Source organism: Microbacterium sp. SL75 (assembly GCF_026625865.1).
Taxonomy (GTDB): domain Bacteria; phylum Actinomycetota; class Actinomycetes; order Actinomycetales; family Microbacteriaceae; genus Microbacterium.
Genome location: NZ_CP113067.1, coordinates 766627 through 778979, shown reverse-complemented (window position 1 = coordinate 778979; position 12353 = coordinate 766627). Strand labels below are relative to the sequence as shown.

The 12353-nt window shown below is 70.0% G+C and carries 9 protein-coding genes; 7 read left to right on the top strand and 2 right to left on the bottom strand.

Annotation, left to right across the window (positions count from 1 at the left end):
* From OVA17_RS03630 to OVA17_RS03610, 5 genes are read left to right on the top strand one after another with little or no spacing between them, the layout of a single operon-like run.
* Entirely contained in the window at nt 1-1242 is a 1242-nt protein-coding gene (locus OVA17_RS03630) for a sugar ABC transporter substrate-binding protein (RefSeq protein ID WP_267788242.1), read from the top strand.
* A 28-nt stretch (nt 1243-1270) separates the two neighbouring features.
* Nucleotides 1271-2245, top strand: a complete 975-nt coding sequence (locus OVA17_RS03625; protein WP_267788241.1) for a carbohydrate ABC transporter permease — start codon at nt 1271-1273, stop codon at nt 2243-2245.
* The gene (locus tag OVA17_RS03620; RefSeq protein ID WP_210076926.1) at nt 2245-3060 is read left to right on the top strand and encodes a carbohydrate ABC transporter permease; all 816 of its coding nucleotides are present in this window, start codon (nt 2245-2247) and stop codon (nt 3058-3060) included. Before OVA17_RS03625 ends, OVA17_RS03620 begins: the two co-directional genes overlap by 1 nt.
* A gap of 17 nt (nt 3061-3077) precedes the next feature.
* Nucleotides 3078-4826: an amylo-alpha-1,6-glucosidase gene (locus tag OVA17_RS03615; protein ID WP_267788238.1), complete on the top strand. Its 1749-nt coding sequence runs from the start codon at nt 3078-3080 to the stop codon at nt 4824-4826.
* Complete coding sequence (locus tag OVA17_RS03610) at nt 4823-6886, top strand: TIM-barrel domain-containing protein (RefSeq protein WP_267788236.1); 2064 nt, start codon at nt 4823-4825, stop codon at nt 6884-6886. Before OVA17_RS03615 ends, OVA17_RS03610 begins: the two co-directional genes overlap by 4 nt.
* A 54-nt stretch (nt 6887-6940) precedes the next feature.
* Here OVA17_RS03610 and OVA17_RS03605 read toward each other — a convergent pair whose 3' ends face one another.
* Nucleotides 6941-8467 carry a CitMHS family transporter gene (locus OVA17_RS03605; RefSeq protein WP_267788235.1) on the bottom strand — a complete coding sequence of 509 codons (1527 nt, stop codon included), beginning with the start codon at nt 8465-8467 and terminating at the stop codon, nt 6941-6943.
* A gap of 159 nt (nt 8468-8626) precedes the next feature.
* Between OVA17_RS03605 and OVA17_RS03600 the strand changes: the two genes are divergently transcribed.
* Nucleotides 8627-10240 carry a sensor histidine kinase gene (locus tag OVA17_RS03600; protein WP_267788234.1) on the top strand — a complete coding sequence of 538 codons (1614 nt, stop codon included), beginning with the start codon at nt 8627-8629 and terminating at the stop codon, nt 10238-10240.
* A complete protein-coding gene (locus tag OVA17_RS03595) occupies nt 10237-10887 on the top strand; it encodes a response regulator (protein WP_103208498.1) in 651 nt (216 codons plus the stop codon). The genes OVA17_RS03600 and OVA17_RS03595 overlap by 4 nt, the downstream gene beginning before the upstream one ends.
* Before the next feature lie 171 nt (nt 10888-11058).
* Here OVA17_RS03595 and OVA17_RS03590 read toward each other — a convergent pair whose 3' ends face one another.
* On the bottom strand, nt 11059-12342 hold the full coding sequence (locus OVA17_RS03590; protein ID WP_267788230.1) for an alpha-amylase family glycosyl hydrolase: 1284 nt from the start codon (nt 12340-12342) through the stop codon (nt 11059-11061).
* Nucleotides 12343-12353: the final 11 nt, after the last annotated feature.

Sequence of the window (12353 nt, the reverse complement as noted above, 5' to 3'; positions counted from 1 at the left end):
GTGAGCACGACAATCACCCGTACCCGCGCTCTCGGAGCGCTCGCCATCGGCGCCGTCGCCGTCGGTGTCCTGGCCGGTTGCTCCAGCGGAGGCTCCGGCGGATCCGGAGACTCCGGCGGCAGCTACACCTTCTGGGACCCGTACCCGCAGTACGACGCCACCTCGGACTGGGCCAAGGTCATCGACAAGTGCGCGGCCGACGCCGGAGTCACCGTCGAGCGCACCGGCTTCGACACGAGCGATCTGACCAGCAAGGCGCTTCTCGCAGGCCAGCAGGGCGACTCTCCGGACATCCTCCTCATCGACAACCCCGCGGTCTCGACGCTGGTCGAGGCGGGCATCGTCACCGCAACCGACGAGAACGGACTGCAGGTCGGCGACGTCGCCGAGAACATCCTCGGTGCGTCGGCCATCGACGGGAAGACGTACGGCGTCCCGATCGGGGCGAACACCCTCGCCCTGTACTACAACCCCACCGTCCTCAGCGCCGCCGGCGTCGATCCCTCCTCCATCAAGGATTGGTCGAGCCTCAACAGCGCGATCGAGAAGGTCGTGGCATCCGGCAAGAAGGGCATCACCTTCTCGGGTATCGGCACGGAAGAGGGCAGTTTTCAGTTCCTGCCGTGGTTCTGGGGTGCGGGTGCGGACCTGACGCAGCTCGACTCCTCGCAAGCGGTCTCCGCCGTGCAGCTGTGGACCGACTGGGTCAAGAAGGGCTGGGCGCCGAACTCGGTCATCAACAACACCCAGACCACCAGCTGGCAGGAATTCGAGACCGGCGACTTCGGCTTCGCCGAGAACGGCACCTGGCAGAAGGCGGGAGCGGCGAAGGCCGGTTACCAGGTCATCCCGATCCCGTCGGCCAAGGGCGGCGCAGCCCCCGCTCCCACCGGCGGTGAGTTCCTCACCCTGCCTGTCCAGAAGGACTCGGCCCGTTACGCCACCTCGGCCAAGATCGTCGAGTGCCTCACCAGCACGGCGAACGTGGTCGGCACCGACAACACGCTCAACTACATCGCGGCCACGCCCGAGGCGCAGAAGGAGCAGCTGGCGAAGGACCCCTCGCTCGAGCCCTGGGTCGAAGCCGTCGGCGCGGCCAAGGCCCGCACCGGAGACAACCTCGGTGTGAAGTACCCGATCATCTCCGAGCAGCTCTGGACCGCGGTGCAGAACTCCCTCACCGGCGCGCAGTCGCCGCAGGACGCCCTGAAGGCCGCCCAGCAGGCCGCCTCGTCCAAGTAATCCCATCCATCGAAAGGGGTACGCCGACATGACCGCGACGCAGATCACTGCCTCGACGGGCACCGGCGACGCCGGGAGGGCGGCGGCGCGGTCCGCCGTCCTCCCCGCCCCCGGCGGCCGCCCGCGGCGCCGGGGCCAGTGGACGGCGTGGGCGTTCCTCGCCCCCGTCGTCATCTATCTGGTCGTCTTCTACGCCTATCCGCTCTATCGCAACCTCGACCTGAGCCTGCGCGACTACACCGTCCGCTCGTTCATCGACGGCAACGCCCCCTTCGTCTGGTTCGCCAACTACGTCGCCGTCTTCCAAGACGCCACGTTCTGGCCCGCGCTGGCGAACGCGGCCACCTTCACGCTCGTCTCCATCGCGTTCCAGTACACGATCGGCATGGCGCTGGCCGTGTTCTTCTTCCAACGTTTCCCGCTGTCGGCCACGCTGCGCGCGCTGTTCCTCGTGCCGTGGCTGCTGCCGCTGCTGGTCTCGGCCTCCGCGTGGTCGTGGATGCTCAACTCGGACTCCGGAGTGGTCAATGCCGCGCTCGGCGCGGTGGGCATCGATCCGGTGAACTGGCTCACCTCCCCGCAGTGGGCACTGGTGTCCGTGCTGATCGCGAACATCTGGATCGGGGTGCCGTTCAATCTCGTCATCCTCTACAGCGGCCTGCAGAACATCTCGACCGACATCTACGAAGCGGCATCCATCGACGGGGCGAACGCGTGGCAGAAGTTCTGGCGCATCACCTTCCCGCTGCTGCGCCCCGTCTCGGCGATCACGATCCTGCTGGGGCTGGTCTACACGCTCAAGGTGTTCGACATCATCTGGATCATGACGCGAGGGGGCCCGGGCTCCAGCTCCACCACCTTCGCGATCTGGTCGTACCGGCTCGGCTTCGGGTCGGCCCTGCCCGACCTCAGCCCCGCGGCGGCCGTCGGCAACCTTCTCATCGTGATCGCCCTGGTCTTCGGGCTGATCTACATCCGCGCCCAGCGCCGTCTGGAGGTCTGATGAAGCGTCGACCGTGGTGGATCACCCTCGTGGGTGTGATCCTGACCGGGATCATGCTGTTCCCGATCTACTGGATGATCAACGTCTCGCTCACCCCCCAGGGCGATATGCGCAAGTCGCCGCCGGATCTGTTCCCCCTCGCCCCTACCTTCGAGGGATACCAGAGGGTGCTCTCCGACCAGTTGCCCTACCTCGGCACCAGCTTCGTGATCGGTGTCGGCACCGTGGTGCTGACGCTGGTGCTGTCGGCACCGGCGGCCTACGCCCTAGCCAAGCTCCGTCCCCGGGGAGGCAACGTGCTCAGCTTCGCGTTGCTCATCGCGCAGATGATCCCCGGGATCATCATGGCGATGGGGTTCTACGGCATCTACCTCAATGCCGGGATCCTCAACACGGTGCCCGGGCTGATCCTCGCCGACTCCACCCTGGCGGTGCCCTTCGGGGTGCTGATCTTCACCGCCTTCATGCGGGGTATCCCCGATGAGCTCCTCGCCGCCGCCCGCATCGACGGGGCGGGCACCTGGCGCACGTTCCGGTCGATCGTCCTCCCGGTCAGCCGCAACTCGATCGTCACGGTCTCGCTGTTCGCGTTCCTGTGGTCGTGGTCCGACTTCATCTTCGCCTCGACGCTGAACAGCGGCGGCAAGCTCCAGCCGATCACGATCGGCATCTACCGGTACATCGGCAACAACAACCAGGAGTGGAACGCCATCATGGCGACCGCCGTCGTGGCATCCATTCCCGCCGCCGTCCTGCTGATCCTCGCCCAGCGCTACGTGGCGGCCGGTGTGACCGCCGGCGCGGTCAAAGACTGACCCCTGAAAGGCCTCTCGTGTCCCTCTCTTCTCTGCCGTCGTTCGACGTGCGCGAAATCCCCTTCAGCCGTCGCGGTTCGTGGATGAACCTGTCTCCCGTGATCGGGCTGCACCGCCGCGTGCGCGACATCCATCTGGTCTCCCACCTCACCGGCATGCACGCGGTGCTGCGTCTGACGCTGAGCCGGGACGGTTCCTTCGTGGATGCCGAGACCGTGGCAGACCCCTCGGCTCTGTCGTGGCTGGTCGAGGGCGAGGTCGTGGCCTCGGCGGTGTTCGAGTCGAACGACGTGGTGCGGCTGGCGGGTACGGGGGTCGACCTCGTCCTGGCGGACGCGGCAGAGGAGCTCACCCCCTTCAGCGGCTCGTACTTCTTCCGAGAGCCCCGCGACCGATCGTGGGTCTTCACCTCGTACGAGACGGGGAGGCGCTACCGGGTGACCGTGCTGTCGGGGACCGCGGCGGCAGAGGGGGAGGAAGCCCTCGGGCAGAACGCCCGCTCGATCACCGTGGGCGGCGTGGCCGGTTGGGAGGTCGCGATCGAGCAGATCGAGAGCGCGGCCCCGGTGTTCACCTCTCTCGAGACCTTCGCCGAGGTGCAGCGGCGGGTCGTCGAGGAGTTCGAGGAGTATCTCGAGGCAGTGGCGGGCTGGCGGAGCGAGGACACACCCGCCGCGGCGCTCGCCGCCTACGTGCTGTGGTCGGCGACCGTCGTCCCCGCCGGCTTCGTCACTCGCGAGTCGGTGCTCATGTCGAAGCACTGGATGGACAAGGTCTGGAGCTGGGACCACACCTTCAACGCCCTGGCCCTCGCGCCCGGTGCGCCGGAGCTCGCCCTCGACCAGTTCCACGCCCCGTTCGACCACCAGGATGCCGCGGGTGCCCTGCCCGACTCGATCACCCACTCCGAGGTGCTCTACAACTTCGTCAAGCCCCCGATCCACGGGTGGGCGCTGACGCGCCTCCGTGAGCGGCTGCCCCGTCCCCTCGACCGGGCGGAGCTCGAAGCGGTGTACGCGCGGCTCGCGCGCTGGTCGCGGTTCTGGCTGGACTCCCGGACGGCCCCGGGTCGCTCGCTGCCCTATTACCAGCACGGCAACGACAGCGGCTGGGACAACTCCACCGCCTTCGACCACGACCGTGTCGTCGAGGCGCCCGACCTCGCCGCTTTTCTCGCAGTCCAGCTCGACGTCGTGGCAGATCTCGCCGACGAGCTCGGGCTCGACGAGGGCGCCCACTGGCGCGACGAGCGCGACCGGGTCGAGCGGGCGCTGCTGGCCGAGCTGCGCGACGAGGACGGCTTCTTCGCCGTCGGCGCCCTGAGCCGCACCCGCAGCAAGCGCACCAGCCTGCTCACCCTGCTGCCGGTGCTGGCCTCCCCGCGTCTTCCGGGCGACGTCGTCGACGCCCTGGCCGCCGGAATCGAGGCGCATCTCACCGAATGGGGGCCGGCGACCCAGCTCGTCGACACCGCGGAGTACGAGAGCGACGGCTACTGGAGGGGCCCCATCTGGGCCCCCTCGACGATGCTGATCGAGGAGGGGCTCCGCCGCGGGGGCCGGATCGGCCTCGCCGACACGATCAGCGAGAGGTTCCGGGCCCTGTGCGAGCGGTCCGGGTTCGCCGAGAACTTCGACGCCCTCACCGGTGAGGGGCTGCGCGATCGGGCCTACACCTGGACCGCGAGCGTGTACCTCGTCTTCGCCCACGATCACGTGGAGCGGCGCCGAGCCGAGGAGGCCGAGGGTATCGAGGCCCGGGCGTGAGCACCGTCACCGAGCACTTCTCCATCGAGGGGGACCGCCTCGTGTGGCGGGGCGATGGCGAGACCGTGGTGGTCGAGCCGTGGGGGCGAGACAGCGTGCGCGTGCGCGCGCGTCTCATGCACGACGTGCTCGATAACGACTGGGCGCTCCTGGCCGCCGATCCCGTGTCCGCGACGATCGAGATCGAGGGGGAACGGGCGACGCTGAGCAACGGGCGGCTGCGCGTGGTCGCGACCTCGCGCAGCGGCATCCAGCTGCAGACCGGATACCACCGCAACTTCTGCCACCTCGCCTTCTTCGACGCCTCGGGGCGCCTGCTCTTCGCCGAGAGGGATGCGGGAGGCTCGTTGGCGCTCGTCGCGCGCGAGCATCGCCCCATCGCGGGAGGCGACGTCAGGCTCACGGCGTCGTTCGACACCGCCGCGGACGAGCACCTGTACGGCATGGGGCAGTACCAGCAGGACGTGCTGGATCTGAAGGGCAGCTCCCTCGAGCTCGCCCACCGCAACTCGCAGTCGAGCGTGCCGTTCGTCATGTCGAGTCGTGGCTACGGCTTCCTCTGGCACAACCCCGCGATCGGGCGCGCGACGTTCGCGACCAACGGCACCCGGTGGGAGGCCGAGTCGACCGAGCAGCTCGACTACTGGGTGACCGCCGGCCAGACCCCGCGCGAGATCGCCCGGGCCTACGCGGATGCCACGGGGCACGCGCCGATGATGCCGGAGCGCGGGCTGGGGTTCTGGCAGTGCAAGCTCCGGTACTCCTCGCAGGAGGAGCTGCTGTCGGTGGCGCGCGAGCACGCGCGCCGCGGTCTTCCCCTCGACGTCATCGTCGCGGACTTCTTCCACTGGCCGAGGATGGGGGACTTCCGCTTCGAGCAGGAGTTCTGGCCGGATCCGGCGGCGATGGTGCGCGAGCTCGACGAGCTCGGCGTCGAGCTCATGGTCTCGGTGTGGCCGCAGGTGTCGCTCGAGAGCGAGAACTACGCGCTCATGAAGAAAGAGAACCTGCTCGTGCGCGCCGAGCGCGGGCTCGACGTGCAGATGTCGTTCGAGGGGCCGAGCGCGTTCCTCGACGCCACCAACCCCCGCGCCCGCGACTTCGTGTGGCAGAAATGCCGCGACAACTATGCGCGCCACGGCATCCGCACCTTCTGGCTCGACGAAGCGGAGCCCGAGTTTGGTCTCTACGACTACGACAACTACCGGTATCACGCCGGTCCGGTGCCGCAGGTGGCAAACCTCTACCCCCAGCACTACGCTCGCGCTTTCGCCGAGGGACAGTGGGCAGACGACGAGACCGAGGTCGTGAACCTCCTGCGCGCCGCCTGGGCGGGGTCTCAGCGCTACGGCGCCCTCGTCTGGTCGGGCGACATCGCCTCGACCTTCGCTGCGTTGCGGGCGCAGATCACCGCCGGGATCCACATGGGGGTGGCGGGTATCCCGTGGTTCACCACCGACATCGGCGGCTTCCACCACGGCGATCCCGACGACGAGGGGTTCCGCGAGCTCTTGGTGCGCTGGTTCCAATTCGGCGCGTTCAGCCCGGTGATGCGCCTGCACGGCGACCGCCTGCCGACGACCCCGGTGCACGCCGCCGACGGCTCGCGGCGGTCCCCGAGCGGCGGACCGAACGAGGTCTGGAGCTTCGGCGACCAGGTCACGCCGATCCTGGAGCGGTACCTGTTCGCGCGGGAGGCGTTGCGACCGTACCTGCGAGAGGTGATGCGCGATGCGCACCGGGACGGGCAGCCCGTGCTGCGCGGGCTGTTCCACGAGTTCCCCGCCGACGAGCGCTCGTGGACCGTGAAGGACCAGTACCTGCTCGGCTCCGACCTGCTCGTGGCCCCCGTTCTCGAGGCCGGTGCGCGCACCCGCCGCGTCCTGCTGCCCGAGGGCGCAGGCTGGACCGACCTGTGGACCGGCGCCGTGCACCTCGGCGGGGGAGAGGTCGAGGTCGAGACTCCTGCCGACCGCGTCCCGCTGTTCGTCCGCAACGCCGCGCACCCCGAGATCTTCGAGGCCGTGCGTCGCGCTCTGATTCCGTCGTCGGGACGGTGAACGACAAGACCCCGGATGCCATGGCATCCGGGGTCATGTTCTTTCGAGGTCGCGTCAGCGCAGCAGCGGCACCGCGCCCACGAGAACGCCCACGGCGAGCATCACCAGTGAGACGATCGTGGCGCGCCACAGCACCTTCTTGTGGTGGTCGCCGAGGTTGACGCCGGCGAGCGAGACGAGCAGCAGGATCGCGGGCACCAGCGGGCTCTGCAGGTGCACCGGCTGCCCGGTGATCGAGGCGCGGGCCATCTCGACCGGGGCGATGCCGTAGTTCGCCGCACTCTCGGCGAGCACGGGCAGGATGCCGAAGTAGAACGCATCGTTCGACATGAAGAACGTGAACGGGATCGACAGCACCCCGGTGATGACGGCGAGGAACGGGCCCATCGACGAGGGGATGACCTCGGTGATCCACGAGGCCATCGCCGTGACCATGCCGGTGCCGTTGAGGACGCCGACCAGGACGCCGGCCGCCAGCACCATCGACACGACGCCGACGATCGAGGGCGCGTGAGCGACGATCTCGTCGGCCTGCGCGCGGAGCTTGGGGAAGTTCACGATGAGGGCGATCGCGGCGCCGACCATGAAGACGAAGGCCAGCGGGAACAGGTCCATGACCAGCAGCACCATGACCGCGGCCGTCAGGGCCAGGTTGAACCAGATGAGCTTCGGGCGCAGCGTCGCGCGGTTCGGGTCGAGCATGGTGTCGGCCATGGCGGTGTCGGCGGTGTCGACCAGTTGCGCGGCGGCGACGGCGTCGCGACCGCCGCGGACGGTGACGATGTTGCCGGTGCGCAGAGAGGCGACCGCGCCGGGCTTGGATTCGGCACCGCGGAAGATCTTCGGGGCGCCGAGTCGGCCGAAGCCGCCGGGCTCGTCGATCCTGGTGGTGTCGACGGTGCCGGCGAGACGCTTGCGCTCGGACAGCCCGAGGAACCAGGCGAAAGCGAGCGAGACGACCAGGCCGGCCAGCAGTGAGGGGATCATCGGCACGAAGACGTCGGTGGGCTGCAGGCCCAGGGCGGTCGCGGCGCGGACTGTCGGCCCACCCCACGGGACGATGTTCATCGTGCCGTTCATCAGTCCCGCGACGCAGGTGAGCACGACGGGACTCATACCCAGACGCAGGTACAGGGGCAGCATCGCCGAGGTGGTGATGATGAAGGTCGTCGAGCCGTCGCCGTCGAGCGAGACCGCCCCGGCGAGGATGGCCGTGCCCAGCACGATCTTGGCCGGGTCGTTCCCCAGCACGCGCGTGATCACGCGGATCAGCGGGTCGAAAAGGCCGACGTCGATCATGATGCCGAAGTACATGATCGCGAACATCAGCAGTGCCGCGGTGGGCGCCATCTTGCTGATCGCGTCGATCACCATGTCGCCGAGGCCGAGACCCGCCCCGGCGATGAGACCGAAGACGGTGGGGACGACGATGAGAGCGACCATCGGGGTCAGGCGTCGGGTCATGATCAGGGCCATGAACGACAGGACCATGAGGAAGCCCAGGGCCACGAGCACCCCATCGGCGGGCGTATAGGCCACCGGGTACTCGGCGGCGTCCGCCGCAAGGATCAGGGGGGTCATCGCGACTCCTTCGTCGTGACGGGCGCGGCTCTCGCACTCGATCCGGCGAGGTTACGCACGACGAGCCTCCCGGCGCGTGCTTGCTCGCATTGCGGACGGTTATGCGCGTACCGTGTGTTCTGCGCATTTCGCGCACGAGAGTCGAGGCGGGAGGTGCGGATGCGGTTCGCCACGCGCATGCTGGTCGTGCAGGTCGCCACGCAGGTGGCCGTCGTCGCCGTGTGCACCGCCGTCTTCGCCTGGCTCGGCGTGCAGCAGCTGAAGGCCGAGGCCGATTCCTCGGCGCTGAACATCGCCCGGTCCGTCGCCGAAGCCCCCGAGGTGCGCGACCTCGTCGAGACCTACTCCGCCGATCCCGGGACCCCGGATGCCGCGGGCTTGCGCGACGGCCTGCTGCAGCGGTACGCCACCGACGTCACTACCCGCACGGAGGGCCTGTTCGTCGTGATCACCGACGATCACGGCATCCGTCTCGCCCACCCCGATCCCGACCGCCTCGGCGAGGTGGTGAGCACGAGCTTCGCGGACGCGCTCGCGGGGCGAGAGGTGGTCACGTGGGAGACGGGAACGCTCGGCGAGTCCGCCCGCGCAAAGGTGCCGGTCTACGCGCCCGGCGGGGGATCCCCGGTGGGGGAGGTGAGCGTGGGCTTCGAGCGGGCGAGCGTCTTCGACGACCTCCCGGCCCTGATCGGCGGGATCGCCGTCGCCGTGGCGCTCGCCGTGGCGATCGGCGCCGTGGTCGCCCTGTTCATGCGTCGCCGCCTCGAGCGGCTCACTCTCGGCGTGCAGCCCGAAGAACTCGTCTCGCTCGTCCAGACCCAGACCGCCGTTCTCGAAAGCGCCGATGAGGGGGTCGTCGCCCTCGATGACGCCGGCGTCGTGCGCGTGTGCACGGCCGCCGCCGAACGGCTTTTCGGAGTGAGGGATGCCGTGGGTCGGCCGGTGCGCGATCTCGGACTGCCCCCGGCGGTCGCCGCGGCTCTGTCGGGCACCGGGGCCTCGAGCGGGCTCCCCCTGGGCGACCGCGTCGTGTTCATCGACGTGCGACCGGTGCGGCGCGGGGCCCGCTCCTTCGGCCGCGTGGCGACGCTGCGCGATCGCACCGACGTCATGGCCCTGTCGGGGCGGCTCGACAGCGTCCGCGCGATGAGCGATGCCCTGCGCGTGCAACGGCACGAGAACGCCAACCGGCTGCACGCGGCGGTGGGCCTGCTCGACGCGGGGCGCGCGGGCGAGGCGCGCGCCTTCCTCGCCGATCTCGTCGACCGGGGCTCGGTCGACTGGGCGGTGCCCGGGATCGACCTCGTGGGCGATGCGATGCTGCAGTCGTTCCTGGGGGCGAAGGCCCTCTCGGCCCGCGAGCGCGGCGTGGTGCTGCGCGTCGCCGACGAGACGTTCCTGCGCACTCCGATCGACGAGGTCGAGGACGTCGTGGCCGTCCTCGGCAACCTCGTCGACAACGCCGTGACGGCGGCAGCGGCGGCGCCGGCACCCCGAGAGGTCGAGGTGGCGGTGCTCGGCGACGGGGATGCCGTCGTGCTCACGGTCGGCGACACGGGGGCGGGTATCGCCGACCCCGAGGCCGCCTTCCTCCCGCGAGAGCGGAGCGACGACCCTTCCGCGGTGCACGGACTCGGCATCGGCCTCCCCCTGTCGCGCGAGTTCGCCCGTCGGCGCGGCGGCGACGTCTGGGTCGTCGACCCGGGAGGCGACGGTCACGGCGCCGTCGTGGCCGCGAGACTGCCCGGCGTGACCCGAGGAGAAACCGAATGACAGACATCCGCGTCCTCGTCGTCGACGATGACTTCCGGGTCGCGGGACTGCACCGCGACGCCGTGACCGCGCGCCCGGGGTTCGTCGCGCTCGAGCCCGCGCGCACCGTCGGCGAGGCCCGCGCCGCGCTCGCCGCGCACGCTCCCGACCTGCTGCTGGCCGACGTCTACCTCCCCGACGGCGACGGCATCGAGTTGGTGCGCTCGGCCGGCGTCGACGCGTTCGTCCTGTCGGCGGCGACGGATGCCGCGACCGTGCGCCGGGCGTTCACCGCCGGGGCCCTCGCCTTCCTCGTGAAGCCCTTCGACACGCGGGTGCTGGCGGAACGCCTCGACCGGTACGCGCGGTACCGCAACCTCCTCGCGAGCCCGCGGCCCCTGTCGCAGGACGACATCGACCGCGCAGCCTCGGTCATGCGCGGGGAGCGCGAGGGTGCCTCTCTCGCCCGATCCGCGACCGAGCAGACCGTGCTCGCCGCCCTCGGCGCTGACGAGGCCTCGGCGACCGAGGTGGCCGAGCGCATCGGCGTCTCGCGCGCGACGGCGCAACGCCACTTGACCGCCCTCGCCGAGAGGGGCCTCGTGCAGGTGAGTCTGCGCTACGGCACCACCGGTCGCCCCGAGCACCGCTTCCGCGCCGGGGGCTGACTCGCGCAGGCGGCACGATTCTTCGACACAGCGCGGGGTAGAGGTGGCTGAGCGTGTCGACGTCACCGGGCGTGCTGCGGAGCCCGGTCCCTTCGACAGGCTCAGGGACCTCGGTGCGCGGGTCCAGGGACCTCGCGCCGCGGCCCGGGCGCGAGGATCAGCGCGCCGCGCTCAGGCCTCCAGTACCGCCCACCCTCGCGGTCCCAGCTCGATCCGGCCGTCCGCCGGCGCGCCCTCGCCCGTGACCAGCTGCCGTCCGTCGGCGACCGGCAGCGATACGGGCTCGTCGCCGATGTTCAGCGCCACCACCACGGCGTCGTCTCCCACGGCCGTGCGCAGAGCGATCGCCGTGTTCGTCACCTCGATCACGTCGGTGTGCGCGCGCCAGAGCCATGGTTTGCGGCGCCGCAGCGCGATCAGTTCCCGGTGCACCCGCAGGATGCCCTCGTCGGGGTCGACCTCGTCGGGGCGCGCGGGGAACTCCGGGCGCACCGCATCGTCGCCGCCGAGCCGCTCCTCTTTCACCCCGGTCCACCCGAACTCGTCGCCGGCGTACACCGAGGGCGTTCCCGCGACGGTGAACAGCACCGCGAGGGCGTGCGGCACGAGATCCGCGCCCACCGCCGAGGCGATACGGCTGACATCGTGGTTGCCGACGAAGGTCTGCGGGGCGTAGGTCGACAGCAACTCGTCATGCCGCTCGACGGCATGGCTGAGCTCGAAGAGGTTGCCGTCGGAGATGCCGTGCCAGATCCCCTGCCACAGCTCGTACTGCGTCAGCGAGTCGATAGTCGATTCCCGCACGATCTGCGGACCGTCGCCGTGGATGACCTCGCCCAGGAACCATGCGTCGGGGAAGCGCTCGCGCACCCGCGGAAGCACCTGGGCCCAGAACGACGACGGCACCGCGTACGCGGCATCCAGTCTCCATCCGTCGATCCCGTGGTCGAGCCAGTGACACATGACCTCCACCACGAGATCGACGACGTCGGCAGACGCGTGATCCAGCGCGACGAGGGCGTCGTGCCCCTCGAAGACCTCGGGCTCGAAGCGCCCGTCGACCCACCGCCCCCGGAACAGGCTCGGCCCGTCCTCCCGCAGGTCGCGGAACGCCGGGTGCCCCCGCCCGACGTGGTTGAAGACGCCGTCGAGAAGGACCCGGATGCCACGCCCACGCGCCGCGGAGACGAGTCGGTCGAGATCAGCGGTGTCGCCGAGTCGTGGGTCGATGCGGAGGTGGTCGACGGTGTCGTAGCCGTGTGTCTCCGACGCGAACACCGGGCCCAGGAGCAGACCGTTGAGCCCCAGCTCGATGACGTGGTCGAGCCACGGGTCGAGGCGGTCGAGACGGTGCACCGGGTCGGCATCCGGATCCACGCCGTCACGGATCGGCGCACCGACGAATCCCAGCGGGTAGACGTGCCACCAGATGACGTGTTCGGGCCACGCGGGCATGGATTCTCCTC